The sequence below is a fragment of the Sphingomonas changbaiensis NBRC 104936 genome, assembly GCF_000974765.1.
Classification (GTDB): Bacteria; Pseudomonadota; Alphaproteobacteria; order Sphingomonadales; family Sphingomonadaceae; genus Sphingomonas_B; species Sphingomonas_B changbaiensis.
Genome location: NZ_BBWU01000001.1, coordinates 127,654 through 144,785, shown reverse-complemented (window position 1 = coordinate 144,785; position 17,132 = coordinate 127,654). Strand labels below are relative to the sequence as shown.

Here is a 17,132-nt window from a genome sequence, read left to right as displayed (position 1 = left end):
CGCGAATTATGCCCGGTTAGATTAATTATTTCTAGGCAGTGCGCCAAAGCGTTGCTGCGAAGCGCCGCCTTCCCTAGCAATTGAAGGCGTGACGCCCGCGAGTCCCTCCCTGGAGCTGATCGACCGCGAGACCGGCGGCCCGGTGGTCCTGTCGGTGCCGCACGGCGGTCGCGACTATCGTCCGGAACACCGTGCACAGCTGCGTCCACCCGTCGAGAGATTGGCTGCTCTCGAGGATCGGCTGATCGACGAACTCGCGACGGGAGCCGCCGCGCCGACGTTGATTGCGCGGCTGCCGCGGGCGTGGATCGATCTCAATCGGCACGAAGCGGAGATCGATCCGGGTCTCGTCGAGGGCGCCATCGCGTCCCGGCTGATGCTGAGCCCGAAGGTGCGGAGCGGCCTGGGCCTGATTCCGCGGCGGCTGGCGGGAGTCGGCGAAATCTGGCGCGGCCGGCTGGCGCTCGCCGATGTCGAAGCGCGCGTGGCCCATGTCCATCGGCCCTATCACACGACGCTTGCCGAACTGCTGGGCGGTGCGGCCGCGATGCATGGGGTCGCCGTCTTGGTCGATCTGCACTCGATGCCGCCGCTCGCCCGCAAAGGCGGTGAAAGCGCCCCGCAGGTGGTGATCGGCAATCGCTTCGGCCACAGCGCTGCCGCTTGGGTGACCGCGCAAATCGCGAGCACCTGCGCCCGGTTCGGTCTCAGCTGGCGCGAGAACAGCCCTTATGCCGGCGGCCACATCGTCGAACGGCATGGCGCGCCTGCCAAGGGCATGCACGCGGTGCAGCTGGAGCTCGATCGCTCGCTGTACCTGGATCCGCTGCTCGAAGATTGCGACCCGGCCGGCCTCCTCTTTTGCCGGAGATTCGTGCGCGAGCTGATTGCCGATCTGCGCGCCGCTGCGCTCGACAGGGCCATGCCTCTGGCCGCCGAATGAAAAGACCGCCCCGTGCGATGCACGGAGCGGCCAAGGTTCAGGGAGGAACACGCCCGAAGGCGTGATAACGCCGGGGAGAAAGGGGGGAACTCCCGAGCGTCACTTGAGAATTTAGGAAGCGGGAAAATGGTTTCAAGCCATTCGTCCCGGAAATTTAACCGCTTGTGGCAGACCGGCCGGGCCACATCCGCGCAAGCAAGCGGGTCTGGTCGAAATAATGGTGTTTCAGGGCCGCCGCGACGTGAAGCGCGATCAAGGCGATCATCGCATAGCCGAGCACTTCATGCGTTTCGTGCGCGAAGCCGCCTACCGCCTTGTCGCCCTGAACCGGCAGATAGGGCAGGCCGAACAGACCATACCAGCTGAACGGCTTTCTCTGGCCGGCGGCGGAGATCATCAGCCAGCCGCTGAGCGGGAGAACGATCATCAGCACATAAAAGAGCCAGTGCACCGTGCGCGCGACGACGGCTTCCCAGCGCCGGATGACGGCGGGAAACGGTGGCGGGCGATGCGCGAGCCGCCATGCGATCCGGGCGATGCTCAGCACCAGAATCGTCAGGCCGGTCGCCTTGTGAATCTGCATTGCCGCCGACCGCGCGGGCCCATGCCAATCGTCCGTTGCCAGCGCAATGACGATGTTCGCGATGATCAGCAGCGCGATCACCCAATGAAAGGCAATCGCGCCGGCCGAATAGCCCGAACGGGCGGCGCCGGGCTCCGACGGCCGCGACTTCATCAAGCGGGGACGCCCACCGGCGGCAGCTTGTTCTGCGCCGCCTGGCGCCCGTACACCTCGCGCATCAGGTCGAGCGAGAAGAGGTGCGCCAGGATCAGCGTCAGCATGCCGCTCTGCATCATCTTGCGGAGCTGATCGCCGCGGAGTTCGCGAAACTTTTCCTCATTCACCATCTTGAAGCCGCGATAGATGTGCGGCTGGAAATTGCCCTCGGGCTGGATCGAGACTTCGCCGTCCATCAGCAGGTCGAGATCCTGCAGTTCCTTCACGAATGCGCCGGTGCGCTGCGCGCCCTGCTCGAACGATTCGCAGAAGCTCAGGATGTCCCGGGTGCCTTGGGTCGGCTGGCCGTTGTCGAACAGCTTCGCGACATCGCCGTCCGGCGTCACGGCGCCCGAGGTCGGATCAAAGCAGAGCGACAGTTCCTGCGGGTTCGGCCCCAGCTGGGCGAGCATGAACGGATAGCGGCGCACATAGGCCGGCACGTAAAGCTGCTGAACGAACTGGCCCTCGTCGTCGACGAAGACGTTCACGCCCTCGTTCAGGCCCATCAGCGCCAGCGGGACGGGATTGTCCGCATCGGCGAAGATGATCGGGAAGTGCCGCTGCACCTGAACGAATTCGTCGACGATGACGGGAATCGCGTGCTGGTTCTTCAGGAAATGCGCGCCGCCGAGCGATTTGGTGCCCCAGCCAGCATGTTGCTCCGACGAAAGAGGCACGAGATCATTGTAGAGAATGGGAAGGCCGGTCTGCTGGGGCGCGCTCGCCATAAGAACTCCAAGAGTGATGGGGCAGTCGCCCGATTGGAGCGCGTCCTATGGCGCGGTTGCGTCCGACGCAAGGCTCGGCACGAGCTTGCCCGGATTCATGATGCCGAGCGGGTCGAAGGCGGCCTTGAGCGCACGGAGCGCGTTCAGCCGCGCCGGATCGGTCAGGCGCGCGAAGGTATCGAGCTTCATCTGCCCGATCCCGTGTTCGGCAGAGATCGATCCGCCGACCGCCACCACATGATCGTAGACGAATGCGCTGACCGCCTTCCCCTGCTCGCCTAGCCAGCGCCCCGGATCGGCGCCGGCCGGCGCGCGAACGTGAAAATGGACATTACCGTCGCCGAGATGACCGAAGGCGCTGGCGCTCGTCCCCGGAAAGGCGCGCTCAACCTCCGCTGCGGCCGACAGCATGAAATCGGGCATCGCTGAGACCGGCACCGAAATATCGTGCTGGACCGCGGGACCGCTCGCCCGTTCGGCCTCCGAAATGGAATCGCGAATGCGCCAGAACGCGGCCGCCTGGGCCTGATTGCCGGCCAGCACGCCGTCGCTGGCAAGGCCCTGGTCAAGAGCGTCGGCAAGCGCGGCCTCGACCTGATCGCGCAGCCCGCGGGCGCCGGTCACTTCGACCAATGCGTTCCATGGCGGCGCCGAGTCCAGCGGCGGCCGAGTGCCGGGAATGTGACGCAGGACGAGACGCAGCGAATCGGCCGGAACCGACTCGAAGCTTTCGACGGCAAAGCCGGCCCGCTCCAGCCGGCGGAGCAGCGCCAGGGCACTCTGCGGCGAGTCCATGCCGATCCAGGCCGTGGCGGTCTCTTCCGGCTCGGGCACAAGCTGCAGCGTCGCCGCAGTGATGACGCCGAGCGTGCCTTCCGCGCCGATCAGCAATTGCTTCAGGTCGGGCCCGCGATTGTCCTTCTTCAAAGGCGCCAGGCTGTCGAGAACCGAGCCATCGGGCAGGATGGCCTCGAGCCCGAGCACGAGCGAGCGCATCGTGCCGAAGCGCAGCACCTGGGTGCCCCCTGCATTGGTCGAGCACAGGCCACCGATCGTCGCCGACCCCTTGGCGCCGAGCGACAGCGGGAAGCGAACGCCGCGGGCACGTGCCGCGTCGTGAAGGTCGCTCAGGATCACGCCGGCCTCGACGACGGCCGCACCTGCGTCCGGATCGAGGCGGCGCACGCGGTTCGTGCGCCTGAGCGACAGGATCAGCGCGCTTCCCGTCGCGTCCGGAACGGCGCCGCCGACCATCGACGTGTTGCCGCCCTGGGGAACGATCGGCACCCGATGCTCCGCACACAGCCGCACTGTCGCCGCGACTTCTTCAGTCGTGGATGGCATCGCCATAGCCAACGCCGCGCCATGATAGCGGCCGCGCCAGTCGGTCAGCCACGGCGCAAGCGCGTCGGCGTCGCGGGTCAGACCCTTCGGCCCCAGCATGGTGCCCAGCGCGTTCAGGAAATCGTCTTTCGCCACATAGCCGTTATAAGTCCCGAAACGGGGAAGGGAATTCATGGCGCGTTCAATGTTCGACAGCCATTCGCGGACGATGGGGTGCTCGCGGTGACAGTCGGAATGATTGTCGCGCTGCTGCTGGCCGGCAGCGGCGGCGGCCCGGTCATGCTTGCGCAACTCACGATCCGGCAGCAGCTGATCATCCGCGTGCCGTCGCACGTGCGCCGACCCGCGGACCCGGTCCTGTACCGGGAGAAGAATGGCCCGAAATGCATCTCCGCCGGCGAACTCGCCGGCGCGCAGATCTCGAATTATGGCGTCGATCTGCTTTTGAGGGGCGGCAACAGGGTGCGGGCGAAGCTTGCGGGCGACTGCCCCCCGCTCGATTATTATTCCGGCTTCTACATCCGCCAAGGACTCGATGGGCAGGTCTGCGCCGAACGCGATTCGATCCGCGTTCGCTCCGGCGGTTCGTGCGAGATCGAGCGATTTCGAAAGCTGGTGCCGCTCAGCAAGAAATAGCCCCCGTCCTTGACTTTGGGCGGCGCTTCCAGCAAGCGCGCCCACTGGGCGCAGCGGCTTGTCGCCGCCCCTTTTCTTCAGGATTTCGATGAGCTTTGCCGATCTCGGCCTTTCCGACGAGCTTCTGAAAGCCGTCAACGATTCCGGCTATACGGAGCCGACGCCGATCCAGCGCCAGGCGATTCCGTCGGTGCTGATGGGACGCGACCTGATCGGCATCGCCCAGACCGGCACCGGCAAAACGGCCAGCTTCGTGCTGCCGATGATCGATATCCTTGCCCATGGCCGCAGCCGGGCGCGCATGCCGCGCTCGCTGATCCTGGAGCCGACCCGCGAGCTGGCGGCGCAGGTCGCCGAGAATTTCGACAAGTACGGGCGTTACCACAAGCTCTCGATGGCGCTGCTGATCGGCGGCGTGTCAATGGGGGATCAGGTGAAGGCGCTCGAAAAGGGCGTCGACGTGCTGATCGCGACGCCCGGCCGCCTGATGGACCTGTTCGGGCGCGGCAACATCTTGCTGACCGGCTGCGAGCTGCTGGTGATCGACGAAGCCGATCGCATGCTCGACATGGGGTTCGTTCCCGACATCGAGGAAATCTGCACCAAGCTGCCGAAGAAGCGGCAGACCCTGCTGTTCTCCGCGACGATGCCGGCGCCGATCAAGAAGTTGGCCGACAAATTCCTGACCGAGCCCAAATCGGTCGAAGTCGCGCGCCCGGCGAGCGCCAACTTGCTGATCGAACAGCGGCTGGTCGAAACTTCGTCGCGGGACAAGCGCGACACGTTGCGCAAGCTGCTGTCGGCCGACGACGTCGCGACGGCGATCATCTTCGCCAATCGCAAGACGACGGTGCGCGATCTCGCCACAAGCCTGAAGCGCGCCGGCTTCGCGGTCGGGCAGATCCATGGCGACATGGAACAGCCGGAGCGGCTACGCGAGCTCGACCGGTTCAAAACGGGCGAGATCAACATCCTCGTGGCGTCCGACGTCGCGGCGCGCGGCCTCGACATCAAGGGCGTCAGCCACGTCTTCAATTATGACGTGCCCTGGCATCCCGACGATTATGTCCACCGGATCGGCCGCACCGGGCGCGCGGGGGCGACCGGCAAGGCCTTCACGCTCGCGACGAGCGAAGATGCCGAGGCCGTCGCCAATATCGAGAAGCTGACCGGCCAGAAGATCGAGCGCGTCGCGATGCGCAAGCCCGACGCGCCGAAAGTGGTCGAGGCCGAAGAGGCCGAGCGCGCCGAAGCCAAGGAACGGCCGGCGCGCCGGCAGCGCGCCGAGCGCCCGCGACGCGATGAGGCGGCAGAGTCGCCCCGCGAGGATCGCGCCGAACGCCCCCGCCGCGACCGGCACCCGCGCCCTGCCCCCGCGCCTGCCGAAGCGCCGGACGAGGGGTGGAACGGCCCGATCCCTGCATTCCTGGACGTCGGCTTTCCCGCCTGATTTCAGCCGAGATGGCGATCCAGTAAGATCGACGTCGCGACGCTCGCGATGCCGGACACGGCCGCGGCCGCTGCGCGCGCCTGCTCCACATCGGCAATGCCGTCGCCATCGACGCGGAGCAGCAGGTCGATCGGCCCGGTCAGCGAGTGGATCAGGCTGACGAACGGGATTTTCCTGAGCTTCGGCACCACTTCCGCGCACCGGCGGCCAGGCGCCAGCGTCAGCATCAGATAAGCGCATTGGCGGCCGCCGGCATCACTGCCCTCCACGGTCGTGAAGCCGGCGATCGCTCCGGACGACACGAGCCTTGCCAGCCGATCCTGCGTCGCACTGCGCGACAGCCCGAGATCGCGGGCGAGCGCAACGATCGAGCTGCGCGCGTTGCGGCGCAGCAGCGTCAACAAAAGCCTGTCTTTTTCGTCCATCGGAATCCCCGCTCGGCCGGCGATCTGCCGGCCTTTCCGGCATCATGCCGGGTGCAACCGGCCAAGGAAACGGCGATACGACCGGCGAACCGACAGGAAAGGCAGGAAATGATCGACTTCGCCCACGCCGTGCTGCTGCCCATCGACATGCAGCAAGGTTTCGACGCACCCGGAACGCCGCGGCGGTGGAACCGGGCGGTCGACGCGAACGGGCTTGCGCTGCTCGCCGCATGGCGCGCAGCCGGGCGGCCGATCGTCCATGTCCGCCACGATTCCGTTGAGCCGGGATCGGTCTTTGCTCCGGGAACGCCGGGCAATCGGCACCGGCCCGGCTTCGAGCCTCTTCCCGGCGAACCGCTGGTCACCAAGAGCGTCAATTCGGCCTTTATCGGGACCGATCTGGACGTCCGGCTGCGCCGGCTGGGCGCGAAGCACGTCGTCGCGTTCGGAATGGTGACCGACATGTGCGTGTCGACCACCATTCGCACCGGCGCGAACATGGGATGGGACATGATCCTGGTGCCGGATGCGTGCGACTGTTTCGACCTGCCCGACGGCCAGGGCGGAACGATCCGTGCGGAGGACATTCAGGCAGCGCACGTCGCGACGCTCCGCTATGAATTCTGCCGGCTGATGTCGGTTGCGGAGCTGACGGAGGAGCGTCGGGCGGCCTGACGCTCAGGCGCAGCCGCCGCTTTCCAGCCACCTGGCGCAGTCCGGCCCGAGCTGTTCGATGGCGAGCTGGCGGTAGCGGCAATTGTCTTGCTCCGTCAGCATGTCGCGCCAGCGGCCGTTGGTGCCCTTGTTGATGAAGCGGCCCGTGCCGCCTTCCCACAGCAAGCCGCCCAGCGGCGCCGCCTTGTCCGCGTTCCGCTTCATATAGTCGAAGCTGCAATGCTCCAGGATGCGCGGCCAGGCATCGTCGGCCACCGCGATATCGAGGAAGGCCGCCAGTTCCCGGATCTTACCCTGGGGATCGGCCTTCAGGTCGGCGAAGTGCAGCAGCATCACATTCGGCAAATGACGAATGTCCCACCACGTCCGGATATTCTCCCAGAACGACCAGAGCGGATACCCGTCCTGCTCAAGCCATTCGAGAAAGAAGCGGCGGATATCCGCAGGCGGCCGATCGAGCGCCGGCCCGACCCGGCCTGGCGTGTCGTTGATCAGCCGGTAGAATTCGTCGGTGCCGTAGAACAGGTGGTTGTGAAGGCTCCACGCCACGTCGCGGCCATCGCGGACGATGTAGACGTATTTGGCCTGCCGGCTGAAGACGAGGGCATCTACGGGCAGATGGGTCTTCATGAAGCGCCGGTGCGGCTGCGCCTCAAGTGCGGCGAGCATTTCCGCGCGCGGCATGATCCGCATGTCGACCCAGGGGGACAGCGCGGGCACATCGATCCCTTCCGCCCCGCCGAAGATCAGCTGCGATACGATCTGCTGCGTCCAGGTCGTGCCTGACTTGGCATAGGTGCCGATCACGATATCGTCGTCACGAAAACGGAAATCGTTCCACACGGTCGAATCCATGTGGTGGTTGTGCAGCTCGCGGAGCTTGCACGGCCAACTGGTGCGCTGAAGCATCGGTGTCTCCTCACTCGCGGCGGCCCCTGGCCTGCCGCGCTCGCGAGGGCAGCTATCGTGCGACGGGAGTGCCGGCTGTGACGACCGGCACGCGATCAGCAGCGGCCGGGTGCGTCCGGCGCCGACAAATTTCCGACGAGCTTGCGCAGCAACTGCTCGACCTCGTCGAGCTGCTGCAATGAAACGCCATAGCGGCTGAGAATATAGGCATCGTCCGCCAGCGTTTCGTTGACGCTCTCGGCGAGGCGGAGCGCATAGCCGAGCTCGTCGGTCAGCCGTTTGCCGACCGCCGCCGCGCCGACCAGCTGCTCGGTTTCCGAAAAGATCGGCACCGGCCGGTTCTCGCGCAGTGCGCGCTGGATCTGGTCGATCCGCGATTGGTGCGCGGGACCACCCTTGCGCCGGATCAGATCGTCGACCTTCACCAGATGCGCGAACGACAGGCCGCAGCGCCCCTCGGCGCGCCACATGACCGTGGCTGGAATGCGATGGTCGCTGCGGTGCAGCTCCACGCTTTCGCCCTGTTCGGGAAGATTGCGCCCCTCGACCAGGGCCCCTGCCTTGGACAGGTTCCGCACGAACACGTCCGCGCTATGGCTGCCGAACTGGATCGTCGCCGCCAGCATCGTGTTGGTGCGCGCGTGGCGCCGAATCTCTTCCAATGCCGCTGCGGACAATTTGACCTCGACCTTCGATGCTTTCGCGCTCTCTAGCGTGGCGAAGCTTGCGAAATGGTTTGCGTCAGCCGGCCCTGTGATAGCGGTCGCGGAACGTCGCGGCGAAGGGGGCAAGCTGCCCGGCGCCGATCGCCTGCCGGAGCCGTTCCATCAGCTGCTGATAGAAGCTCAGATTATGCTCCGTCATCAGCATCGCGCCCAGGATTTCGCCGGCGCGGACGAGGTGGTGGAGATAGGCGCGGCTCCACGTCGCGCACACGGAACAGCCGCATTCCGGATCGAGCGGATCCTGATCCTCGCCGAAACGGGCGTTGCGGATGTTGATCGGCCCGTCCCAGGTGAAGGCCTGGCCGGTCCGCCCGCTGCGCGTCGGCAGCACGCAATCGAACATGTCGATGCCGCGCTCAACCGCACCGACGATGTCGTCGGGTTTGCCGACGCCCATCAGATAGCGCGGCCGGTCGACCGGAAGCTGGCCGGGCGCATAATCGAGCACGCCGAACATCGCGTCCTGCCCCTCCCCCACCGCGAGGCCGCCGACCGCATAGCCGTCGAATCCGATCTCGATCAGCCGCTCGGCGGAAACCTGCCGCAGATCGCGGTCGAGCGCGCCCTGCTGGATGCCGAATTGCGCCGCGCGGGCAGCATGATCGCCGCCGCCCAGAAAGGCGTCGCGCGAGCGCCTGGCCCAGCGCATCGAGCGCTCCATCGCCGCCGCCTGCACGTCGCGCGGCGAGGTGGTCGGGACCAATTCGTCAAAGGCCATGACGATATCCGAGCCGAGCAGCCGCTGGATTTCGGTCGAGCGCTCCGGCGTGATCAGGTGGCGGGCGCCGTCCAGGTGCGACTTGAACGCGACACCTTCCTCGGACCGCTTGGTGAGCTCGGCGAGGCTCATCACCTGATAGCCGCCGCTGTCGGTCAGGATCGGCCGCTCCCAGCCCATGAAGCCGTGCAGCCCGCCCAGCCGCGCGACCCGTTCGGCGCCGGGGCGGAGCATCAGGTGATAGGTGTTGCCGAGGATGATGTCGGCGCCGGCCGCGCGCACGTCCGCGGGCTTCATCGCCTTCACCGTCGCCGCGGTGCCGACCGGCATGAACGCAGGCGTGCGGATCTCGCCCCGCAGCATATGGATGGTGCCGGTGCGGGCAGCACCGTCGGTGGCGTGAATCGAAAAGGCGAAGCGGTCGGCCATTGCGGATTGCCTTTGGCAGGGCGGCCGAAGCTCTGCTAGCCCCCGCCGGGAACAGCGAGAGGGGATAAGCGATTGGCCCGCAACGATGACGCTCGGACGGTCCGGCCGGGAGGCGCCTATGCGCGCTACGTGCTTGCGGTGCTGTTCCTCGTTTACGTGCTGAACTTCGTCGACCGGCAGATTCTCAGCATCCTCGCCAAGGACGTGAAGCGCGACCTGGGGCTCGACGACGCCGATATCGGCTTTCTGTTCGGGACCGCGTTCGGCGTCTTCTATTCGCTGTTCGGAATTCCGCTCGGCAGGCTGGCCGACAATTGGCACCGCGTGCGGCTGATCACGGTCGGCCTCGCGATCTGGTCGGCCATGACGGCGTTTTCGGGCCTGGCGCGCGCAGGCATGCAGCTGACGATGGCGCGGATCGGCGTCGGCGTCGGCGAGGCGACCGCCTCTCCCTGCGCCTATTCGCTGATCTCCGACTATTTCCCGCGCGAGCGGCGGGCGACCGCTTTGGCCGTCTATTCGTCGGGCATCTTCATCGGCGGCGGACTGTCGCTGTTCATCGGCGGCGCCATTGTCGACAGCTGGAACCACGCCTTCCCCGCCGGCCATTGGGGACTTGTCGGCTGGCAAGTCGCGTTCATGGCGGTCGGCGTGCCGGGGCTGCTGCTGGCGGCTTTGGTCTCGACGCTGCGGGAGCCGGTGCGCGGGGAATCGGACGGCCTGCTGATGGCGCCTTCCGCAGCCCCGTTCCGCGATTTCCTCGCCGAGCTCGTCGCGATCATTCCGCCGCTGACCCTGGTCGGCGCCGCGCGGCGGGGACCGCGGGCCTTGATCGTGAACCTGATCGCGCTGGCCGTTGCCGCCGTGGCGACATGGTTGCTGACGCTTGCGACCGGCGATCCGGCGCAATGGCTGGCCGTAACCGGCGGTGCTTATGCGGTATTTTCATGGGCATGCGCGCTCAGGGACCGCGATCGGCCCACCTTCAGGCTGATCTGGGGAACGCCGGCCTTTCTTTACGTGTCGCTCGGCTATGGCCTGATCGCATTCGTCTCCTACGGGGTCGCGGCCTTTGGCGCGCTCTATGCCGAGACCGTCCTGCAGCAGCCCAAGACCGAGGTCGGTCTCTTCCTCGGCGGCGGCGCCGCGGCGGGCGGGTTCCTGGGCATCGTGCTCGGCGGCCGGATTGCGGACTGGATGAAGCAGCGCCACGCCTGGGGCCGGATCCCGGTGATCATGGCCGGGACGCTGCTGCCGGTGCCGTTCCTCGTCTTCGGCTACACGACCAGCAGCGCGACGGGCTTCTATATAGCGAGCTTCATGATGAGCGGGCTTGCGAGCGCGGCGCTGGGGCCGGCGGGCGCGACGACGCAGGACCTGGTGCTGCCGCGGATGCGCGGAACGGCCACGGCAACCTTCTTCATCGCGACCGCGCTGATCGGACTCGCCCTCGGCCCCTATTTTGCCGGCTTCATGTCGAAAGCGAGCGGCGGCAACCTGCGGCTGGGCGTGCTGTCGCTGCTCGTCGTCGGCCCGGTGTCGCTGCTCCTGCTGATCCTCGCCTGGCGCACCGTCCCGGCCGCGGAAGCGACGGTGCGCGAGCGCGCGCGAGCGGCCGGCGAAGCGATCTGATGCCGCGCCTCAACTAGCCGTCCATATCCGCCCGCGTCGGCACGCGCGTCTCCGCCTTGTCGCTCTTGCGGACGCGCGTGTTGGTGGGCTCGTCGCCCGTCGCCTGCTTCAGTTCGTCGCGGGTGCCGATATTCTCGGCCGGCCCCGCGCCCGATGTGCCGCTTTGCGAGGGCATCGGCTCGCCGCCTTCGATCAGGTCGCGGTCGTCATGGGCGCGGGCGGACTCGGTGCGGGGATTCTCGGCCATGTCTGTTCTCCTCGTGGGGTTCAACGCCCGGCGCGTTCAGCGGATGCGGTAGAAATCGGCCAAACGGTCGAGCGCGAGGCCGAGCACCAATTTGCCCGACCGCGCCGGCCAGCCGAGCGCCCGCTCCGCCTCTGCCAGTCCCTCGTTCGCGCAGACGACGCGCCACAGCACGTCCGCCAGTCCGCTGCCGACGTGCGCCACCGCCGCGTCAAAGCGCTGCCTGGCGTCGATCTGCGATGTCGTCGGGTCTGGCGCGCGGGCGCCGGCCCTTGCGGCACGGGGCGCCACGTCCCAGCGCATCGTCGTGCTCGGCCCCAGGCCGGCGCGCTCCCAGTCGCTGCGCAGCGCGTCCCCTGCGACAAATTGGCGCTCGCTGATCCGGCCGTGCGAGGCCAGCCAGGATAGCGATGATTCGGCCAGGTTCACCGTGACGCTGCGGTTCCCCGCTCCCTTCAGCCGCCGCTCCGCCAGCGCTTGTCCCATGCAACAGTCTCCTCAATCCCGAGTCGAATTCCACTTGCCACAACGGCGATGGTGTAGGACAGAGAAGAACCACATTGGTTCACGAGGATAGAATGATCACAGCCATTCGCGAAGTCCGCCGCGCCAAGGGATTGACGCTTGAGGAGGTCGGCAAGCGCTGCAAGCCGCCGACCACCGCGCAGACGATCGGCCGGCTGGAGACGGGCACCCGCACGGTGTCGGTCGGCTGGCTGAACCGCATCGCCGACGCGCTCGGCGTCACCGCCGCCGATCTGGTGAAACTGCCCGAGCGGCCCGACCTGCCGGTCGCGGCCGTGCTTGGTCCGGACGGCGCGCGCGCGCCCAGGCGCGAGGCGGTGGTCATCGCCCCGCAACCGGCGCCGGAGCTGGTCGCAATCACGGTCGAGGCGTCCGTCGGCGACTATCGCGCGGGCGACGAGATCTGGTGCGAGCGGCTGGCGCCGGAGCAGTTCGCAAACGCGCTCAACCGCGACGTTCTCGTCCCGCGCCCCGCCGGCCGCTTCGCGTTCGGCCGTCTGCTCGGCCGCGAGGACGCGAAGCTCCACCTGCTCCCGTTGGGCGCGGGTGCCCGCCAGCAAGTCTATGCCGACCCACCCTGGATCGCGCGCGCGGTGCGGCTGGTTCGTTCGCTCTGACGGGAATGGTGGGCGGTGACGGGCTCGAACCGCCGACCCTCTCGGTGTAAACGAGATGCTCTACCAGCTGAGCTAACCGCCCTTGGGCCCCGCGCTGTGCCTCAAGGGCGCGCAGTCCGCAAGCGGATCACGAGAGATAGACGCGCCGCGTCTGGGTCATCGTCACCGGGGGCGTCGAAAAGAAGACGAAGTTCAGCGGCGCCGAATATTTCATCGTGATGTCGATATAAGGCACGCCGTTCGCGGTGCCGTGGACAAGGGTCGGCGTCTGCAGATAGTCGCTCTGCACCATGAACCGTTTCTGGCTGATCCGGGCGGCAATCTGCGCGTCCGTCGGTGTCGGATAAATGTTTGCATAGCGCGCGCCTTCATTGACGCCGCTCGCCATGCCGGCCCGCGCGCCGAACAGCAGCCCGACCTGGACGAGGCCGATCACGAACAGCAGCAGCACGGGCGCGGCGAAGGCGAACTCGACCGCGGGCGACCCCGAACGATCGCGAAGGAGCTTCTGAATCCCGATCATTGCAGCCTCACCGATGCCTTGCCCTGCAGCGTGATCGTCCGGCTGATATTGTAGCCGAGCCCCGCGAGCGACGCGGCGAACCACGGCGCATAGCTTTTGCTGATCACGACCGAGGCGTACCGCCCGATCTCCTGCGTGTTCGTGCAATCGCCGTTGAACGAAGCCTGGCGAACCCGATCGCACTCCAACCAGGTCTGGACCTGCACCTGGCTCATGCTCACGCCGGCGGCGGCCGCGGCCTCCGCCTGCAGATTGGTGAAGGCGGCGCTGTCCAGCCCGCCCGCCGAGACCATCTCCATCGTGCGCGAAGCCGCCTGCTGCAGCGTCATCTTGCCGACAACGGCGCGCGACGCATCGACAGTGCCGAGCACCAGCATCGCGAAGAAAGGCGCGAGCATCCCCATTTCGACGAAGCTGGTGCCGCGCGCATCGCTGCGCAGCCGGCGCATGAATGTGTGCCCGATCATCCGATCAGCCTCACCGCGGTTCCGGTGAACGAATGCGCGCCCGAAGCAGCCGGACAGACATTCTGGATCGAGCTGTTGCCAAGGAACTCCACCCGGCGACCAACAATCTGCATACAATCGGTCGACATGCCGGCGGTGCCGTTGAAGGTCACCTGCTGCTTCGGGAAATAGAGCGCACCCTGGTAGAAGGAATTGGTGTTGCCGTTGACCTTGTTGGCGGAGCCGTCGGCCGCGCGCCGGTCCTGGTAGAAGATCAGGCCCTGATAGGTGCCGTCGCTGGGCGCGCTGAGGTTAATTTCGGCGCCGCCGTTCATGGTCACTGTGGCGATGGTCGCGGGCTTCGTCGCCGCGTCCTTGCTGGTCAAGATGATCGTGACATTCTGGCCGACGATCTTGCCTTGCGAGCCGACGCTGAACGTGCTGCCGTCGACATAATAGATGCCGGCGCCGAGCGTGAGCGTGCCCTTGATATCGACGCCGCCGGTCAGGCACGTCGCCGTTGCCGGATTGAAGCTGGACGTCAGGCTACCGTTGCCGTGCGGGCCGATGCTGTAGCTGCTGACGCAGTCGGTGCGCGTGCTGATGTCCGGATCGGGCACCGACGCGAACGGGTCCGCCTGCGGGATTTGATGCGACTTGAAGACAGTGTCGCCATTATAGTTGCCGCTGGGCACGACTGTGCCCACCGCCGCGATCGGCGTCGCCGTGATCGAGCTGTTGCCGCCCGCCGATACGGCGTTGCTCGAGCGGGAATTGGTCGCCATCCCGCAGCCCATGTTCACCGTCGAGCTACCGGTCATGGTGATGCCGGCCATCGTCGTCGGCTCGAGCGCGATCACGCAATAATGCCCGTCCTGGACGACCGCCGCGGTCGACTCCGCCTTGATCGTCGGCGGCGTCACCAGGAACAGGCTCGAGAAAGCGAGGCTATGGCTGGTCTGCACGGCCACGCGCACCGCGTTCGTATTGCCCGCGCCCGCGCCCGTCGAGGGTGGCGTCTCGATAAGGGGGGCTGCGGTCAGGGCCACTTCGGCCGTTCGGGCGATATCGGCAGTCGCACTGGTCGAGGCGCTCTTCCCCTGGGCGAGCGCGAAGGCGCCCGACAGCGCGGCCGAGTCGGCCTGGCGCTGGAGCTGGCGCTTCCACAGCACCCATTGCAGCGTATCGGTCGCGAGACCGGCGCTCCCGATCACGACGGGAAGCGAGGCGGCGGCGGCGACGATGACGTTGCCCCGGCTGGCCCGCGCCAGTTCCAGAAGTTTCACGAATGCACGCATGACAGGCCTCCTCGGCGCCACCACTTGGCCGCAGCGCGGTTAGGGACGCCTCAAGAGAAAAGGTTAACGCGCCCTCTCCTACGTCATGGATGTCGTTGAGAATTTGTCCCCAAAGGCCACAGCTGCTTGCAATATGCGGCCGATGGACACATGCGCGCCTCTCCCGATACAGCATGAGGAACGACATGGCGGATAGCGGCCTCGCCCAGCGCGCGCCCAGCGGAACGACGCACGCGCCCAAGCTTGCAGACCATAGCGCCGACAGGCGCATGCTGGTGCTGATGGCGATGGCGCTGGTGACCGGCACCGGCGGCGCGGCGGCGGCCTGGGTGCTGCTGAAGCTGATCGCGCTCGTCACCAACCTGATCTGGTATCAGCGGCTGTCGGCGGAATCGCTGCCGATCGCAGCGGCCGCCACCGGCCCGCTGGTGCTGCTGGCGCCGGTGCTCGGCGCGCTGGCGATCGGGCTGATGGCGCGATTCGGATCGGACAAGATACGCGGCCATGGCATCCCGGAGGCGCTGGAGGCGATCCTGTACGGCGAAAGCCGGCTGTCGCTGAAGGTCGCGCTGCTGAAGCCGATTTCGTCCGCGATCTCGATCGGCAGCGGCGGCCCGTTCGGCGCCGAAGGCCCCATCATCATGACCGGCGGCGCGATCGGATCGCTGTTCGCGCAGCAATTCCGGCTGACCGCGGCCGAGCGCAAGACGCTGCTGGTCGCGGGCGCCGCAGCCGGCATGACCGCGATTTTCGGCACGCCGCTCGCCGCCATCCTGCTCGCCGTCGAAGTGATGCTGTTCGAATGGAAGCCGCGCAGCTTCGTGCCGGTGGTCGCAAGCGTGTTGACTGCGCTTGCCTGGCGACCGCTGCTGATCGGATCGGGGCCGCTATTCGCCTTTACCGGCACGCTGGGCGAAGCGGGGCCGACCCTGCTGATCGCCGCGCTGATGGGCTGCATTGCCGGCGCTGTCGCTGCCTTGCTGTCGACGATGCTCTACCGGATCGAAGACGGGTTCCACCGGCTGCCGGTGCACTGGATGTGGTGGCCGGCGATTGGCGCGGTCGCAGTCGGCATCGGCGGCCTGATCGAGCCGCGCGTGCTGGGCGCAGGCTATAACAACATCCAGGACCTGCTCGATGGACGCCTGGTTCTGGGCGCGATGATGCTGCTGTTTGCAGCCAAGGCCGTCGTCTGGCTGATCGCGCTCGGCTCAGGCACGTCGGGCGGCATCCTCGCGCCGCTGCTGATCATCGGCGGCGCGTTCGGCGGCATCCTCGGCCACTGGCTCCCGGGCGGCAGCGGGCCGTGGGCTATGATCGGCATGGCCGCCGTGATGAGCGCGTCGATGCGCGCGCCGCTGACCAGCGCGATCTTCACGGTCGAGCTGACCGGCCATTTCACCGCCCTGCCCGCGACTGTCGCTGCCTCGGGCGCAGCGTTCGCGGTCGCGGTGCTGGTGCTGAAGCGCTCGATCCTGACCGAGAAGGTGTCGCGGCGCGGCCGTCATATCAGCCAGGAATACAGCATCGACCCGCTCGCGCTCGGGTTGGCGGGCGACCTCATGACGCCGAAGCCGGACACGCTGCCGGAAGACATGACGATCGCCGAAGCGCTCAAATTCTTTGAAGCCGGCGCGAAGCATCGCAGCTATCCGGTCGTCGATCCGGCCGGGCGCCCGATCGGCCTTGCCTCGCGCTCCGACGCGCTGCGCTGGGGCCAGGGCGAAGGCGAGCTGGACGAGACGATCGGCGAGCAGCTATCCGACCGCTCGCTGCCGGTCGCCACGCGGATGACGCCAGCCAATCAGGTCGCGAACCTGATGATCACCGAGAATATCGGCCGCATCTGCATCGTCGATTCAAAGACCGGCAAGCTGCTCGGCATCGTCGCGCGGCGCGACCTGCTCCGCTCCCGCGCCGAGCATCTGCGCGCGGAGCGGGAGCGGTCGCCGAAAGCCTAGGCTGTATCGACATTCAGCAATCCTCCCCTTCGAGGGGAGGTGGCAGCCCGAAGGGCTGACGGAGGGGTGTCAGCGCTTGAGAATGAATCTCCAGCGCCGACACCCCTCCACCACCCGGCTGCG

19 protein-coding genes and 1 tRNA gene are annotated in these 17,132 nt (G+C 67.1%); 7 read left to right on the top strand and 13 right to left on the bottom strand.

The annotated features are described in order from the left end of the window. Positions 1–88: 88 nt before the first annotated feature. Positions 89–943, top strand: coding sequence for an N-formylglutamate amidohydrolase (locus tag SCH01S_RS00705; protein ID WP_084689318.1), 855 nt, complete (start codon positions 89–91; stop codon positions 941–943). A gap of 154 nt (positions 944–1,097) precedes the next feature. Here the strand turns inward: SCH01S_RS00705 and SCH01S_RS00700 are convergent, their stop codons facing one another. Genes SCH01S_RS00700 through SCH01S_RS00690 form a run of 3 tightly spaced genes read right to left on the bottom strand, consistent with a single transcriptional unit; the run spans position 1,098 to position 3,970 of the window. Beyond that, positions 1,098–1,679: a cytochrome b gene (locus SCH01S_RS00700; protein WP_046346820.1), complete on the bottom strand. Its 582-nt coding sequence runs from the start codon at positions 1,677–1,679 to the stop codon at positions 1,098–1,100. After that, positions 1,679–2,452, bottom strand: coding sequence for a SapC family protein (locus SCH01S_RS00695; RefSeq protein WP_046346819.1), 774 nt, complete (start codon positions 2,450–2,452; stop codon positions 1,679–1,681). The genes SCH01S_RS00700 and SCH01S_RS00695 overlap by 1 nt, the downstream gene beginning before the upstream one ends. 45 nt (positions 2,453–2,497) lie before the next feature. Then, on the bottom strand, positions 2,498–3,970 hold the full coding sequence (locus SCH01S_RS00690) for an FAD-binding oxidoreductase (RefSeq protein ID WP_084689323.1): 1,473 nt from the start codon (positions 3,968–3,970) through the stop codon (positions 2,498–2,500). A 48-nt stretch (positions 3,971–4,018) separates the two neighbouring features. On the opposite strand from SCH01S_RS00690, the gene SCH01S_RS00685 reads away from it, so the two are divergent. Then, positions 4,019–4,432, top strand: coding sequence for a hypothetical protein (locus SCH01S_RS00685; RefSeq protein ID WP_245612120.1), 414 nt, complete (start codon positions 4,019–4,021; stop codon positions 4,430–4,432). 88 nt (positions 4,433–4,520) lie between these two features. Beyond that, complete coding sequence (locus tag SCH01S_RS00680) at positions 4,521–5,882, top strand: DEAD/DEAH box helicase (protein ID WP_046346817.1); 1,362 nt, start codon at positions 4,521–4,523, stop codon at positions 5,880–5,882. 2 nt (positions 5,883–5,884) lie between these two features. Here the strand turns inward: SCH01S_RS00680 and SCH01S_RS00675 are convergent, their stop codons facing one another. After that, positions 5,885–6,307 carry an Lrp/AsnC family transcriptional regulator gene (locus SCH01S_RS00675; protein WP_052733693.1) on the bottom strand — a complete coding sequence of 141 codons (423 nt, stop codon included), beginning with the start codon at positions 6,305–6,307 and terminating at the stop codon, positions 5,885–5,887. Positions 6,308–6,415: 108 nt separating this feature from the next. On the opposite strand from SCH01S_RS00675, the gene SCH01S_RS00670 reads away from it, so the two are divergent. Then, complete coding sequence (locus tag SCH01S_RS00670) at positions 6,416–6,982, top strand: cysteine hydrolase family protein (protein WP_046346815.1); 567 nt, start codon at positions 6,416–6,418, stop codon at positions 6,980–6,982. Between the two features lie 3 nt (positions 6,983–6,985). Here SCH01S_RS00670 and SCH01S_RS00665 read toward each other — a convergent pair whose 3' ends face one another. From SCH01S_RS00665 to tgt, 3 genes are all read right to left on the bottom strand, one after another. Next, positions 6,986–7,891, bottom strand: coding sequence for a sulfotransferase domain-containing protein (locus tag SCH01S_RS00665; RefSeq protein WP_046346814.1), 906 nt, complete (start codon positions 7,889–7,891; stop codon positions 6,986–6,988). 95 nt (positions 7,892–7,986) lie between these two features. Then, the gene (locus SCH01S_RS00660) at positions 7,987–8,553 is read right to left on the bottom strand and encodes a PilZ domain-containing protein (RefSeq protein ID WP_046346813.1); all 567 of its coding nucleotides are present in this window, start codon (positions 8,551–8,553) and stop codon (positions 7,987–7,989) included. 79 nt (positions 8,554–8,632) lie between these two features. After that, positions 8,633–9,763 carry a tRNA guanosine(34) transglycosylase Tgt gene (gene tgt, locus SCH01S_RS00655; protein WP_046346812.1) on the bottom strand — a complete coding sequence of 377 codons (1,131 nt, stop codon included), beginning with the start codon at positions 9,761–9,763 and terminating at the stop codon, positions 8,633–8,635. Positions 9,764–9,835: 72 nt separating this feature from the next. Here tgt and SCH01S_RS00650 point away from each other — a divergent pair, with 72 nt between their 5' ends. Further along, positions 9,836–11,395: a spinster family MFS transporter gene (locus tag SCH01S_RS00650; protein ID WP_046346811.1), complete on the top strand. Its 1,560-nt coding sequence runs from the start codon at positions 9,836–9,838 to the stop codon at positions 11,393–11,395. Positions 11,396–11,408: 13 nt separating this feature from the next. Here the strand turns inward: SCH01S_RS00650 and SCH01S_RS00645 are convergent, their stop codons facing one another. Both SCH01S_RS00645 and SCH01S_RS00640 read right to left on the bottom strand, forming a co-directional pair. Continuing rightward, on the bottom strand, positions 11,409–11,642 hold the full coding sequence (locus tag SCH01S_RS00645) for a hypothetical protein (RefSeq protein WP_046346810.1): 234 nt from the start codon (positions 11,640–11,642) through the stop codon (positions 11,409–11,411). A 36-nt stretch (positions 11,643–11,678) separates the two neighbouring features. After that, positions 11,679–12,125, bottom strand: a complete 447-nt coding sequence (locus tag SCH01S_RS00640) for a DUF6456 domain-containing protein (protein WP_046346809.1) — start codon at positions 12,123–12,125, stop codon at positions 11,679–11,681. A gap of 92 nt (positions 12,126–12,217) precedes the next feature. On the opposite strand from SCH01S_RS00640, the gene SCH01S_RS00635 reads away from it, so the two are divergent. Next, the gene (locus tag SCH01S_RS00635) at positions 12,218–12,781 is read left to right on the top strand and encodes a helix-turn-helix domain-containing protein (RefSeq protein ID WP_046346808.1); all 564 of its coding nucleotides are present in this window, start codon (positions 12,218–12,220) and stop codon (positions 12,779–12,781) included. A gap of 6 nt (positions 12,782–12,787) precedes the next feature. Here SCH01S_RS00635 and SCH01S_RS00630 read toward each other — a convergent pair. From SCH01S_RS00630 to SCH01S_RS00615, 4 genes are all read right to left on the bottom strand, one after another. Beyond that, positions 12,788–12,863: transfer RNA gene (locus tag SCH01S_RS00630), tRNA-Val, on the bottom strand. Positions 12,864–12,908: 45 nt separating this feature from the next. Then, positions 12,909–13,304 (bottom strand): TadE/TadG family type IV pilus assembly protein, encoded by a 396-nt coding sequence (locus tag SCH01S_RS00625; RefSeq protein ID WP_052733692.1) that lies wholly within the window; start codon positions 13,302–13,304, stop codon positions 12,909–12,911. Further along, positions 13,301–13,771 carry a TadE/TadG family type IV pilus assembly protein gene (locus tag SCH01S_RS00620; RefSeq protein ID WP_052733691.1) on the bottom strand — a complete coding sequence of 157 codons (471 nt, stop codon included), beginning with the start codon at positions 13,769–13,771 and terminating at the stop codon, positions 13,301–13,303. The genes SCH01S_RS00625 and SCH01S_RS00620 overlap by 4 nt, the downstream gene beginning before the upstream one ends. Continuing rightward, complete coding sequence (locus tag SCH01S_RS00615; protein ID WP_046346807.1) at positions 13,768–15,048, bottom strand: pilus assembly protein TadG-related protein; 1,281 nt, start codon at positions 15,046–15,048, stop codon at positions 13,768–13,770. The genes SCH01S_RS00620 and SCH01S_RS00615 overlap by 4 nt, the downstream gene beginning before the upstream one ends. A 185-nt stretch (positions 15,049–15,233) precedes the next feature. On the opposite strand from SCH01S_RS00615, the gene SCH01S_RS00610 reads away from it, so the two are divergent. Beyond that, positions 15,234–17,009, top strand: a complete 1,776-nt coding sequence (locus SCH01S_RS00610; RefSeq protein ID WP_046346806.1) for a chloride channel protein — start codon at positions 15,234–15,236, stop codon at positions 17,007–17,009. Positions 17,010–17,132 lie beyond the last annotated feature (123 nt).

Coding starts and splice junctions, on each gene's coding strand:
- SCH01S_RS00700 (WP_046346820.1), bottom strand. CDS start 1,679: ATGAAGTCGCGGCCGTCGGAGCCCGGCGCCGCCCGTTCGGGCTATTCG.
- SCH01S_RS00695 (WP_046346819.1), bottom strand. CDS start 2,452: ATGGCGAGCGCGCCCCAGCAGACCGGCCTTCCCATTCTCTACAATGAT.
- SCH01S_RS00690 (WP_084689323.1), bottom strand. CDS start 3,970: ATGAATTCCCTTCCCCGTTTCGGGACTTATAACGGCTATGTGGCGAAA.
- SCH01S_RS00680 (WP_046346817.1), top strand. CDS start 4,521: ATGAGCTTTGCCGATCTCGGCCTTTCCGACGAGCTTCTGAAAGCCGTC.
- SCH01S_RS00675 (WP_052733693.1), bottom strand. CDS start 6,307: ATGGACGAAAAAGACAGGCTTTTGTTGACGCTGCTGCGCCGCAACGCG.
- SCH01S_RS00670 (WP_046346815.1), top strand. CDS start 6,416: ATGATCGACTTCGCCCACGCCGTGCTGCTGCCCATCGACATGCAGCAA.
- SCH01S_RS00665 (WP_046346814.1), bottom strand. CDS start 7,891: ATGCTTCAGCGCACCAGTTGGCCGTGCAAGCTCCGCGAGCTGCACAAC.
- tgt (WP_046346812.1), bottom strand. CDS start 9,763: ATGGCCGACCGCTTCGCCTTTTCGATTCACGCCACCGACGGTGCTGCC.
- SCH01S_RS00645 (WP_046346810.1), bottom strand. CDS start 11,642: ATGGCCGAGAATCCCCGCACCGAGTCCGCCCGCGCCCATGACGACCGC.
- SCH01S_RS00640 (WP_046346809.1), bottom strand. CDS start 12,125: ATGGGACAAGCGCTGGCGGAGCGGCGGCTGAAGGGAGCGGGGAACCGC.
- SCH01S_RS00635 (WP_046346808.1), top strand. CDS start 12,218: ATGATCACAGCCATTCGCGAAGTCCGCCGCGCCAAGGGATTGACGCTT.
- SCH01S_RS00625 (WP_052733692.1), bottom strand. CDS start 13,304: ATGATCGGGATTCAGAAGCTCCTTCGCGATCGTTCGGGGTCGCCCGCG.
- SCH01S_RS00620 (WP_052733691.1), bottom strand. CDS start 13,771: ATGATCGGGCACACATTCATGCGCCGGCTGCGCAGCGATGCGCGCGGC.
- SCH01S_RS00615 (WP_046346807.1), bottom strand. CDS start 15,048: ATGCGTGCATTCGTGAAACTTCTGGAACTGGCGCGGGCCAGCCGGGGC.
- SCH01S_RS00610 (WP_046346806.1), top strand. CDS start 15,234: ATGGCGGATAGCGGCCTCGCCCAGCGCGCGCCCAGCGGAACGACGCAC.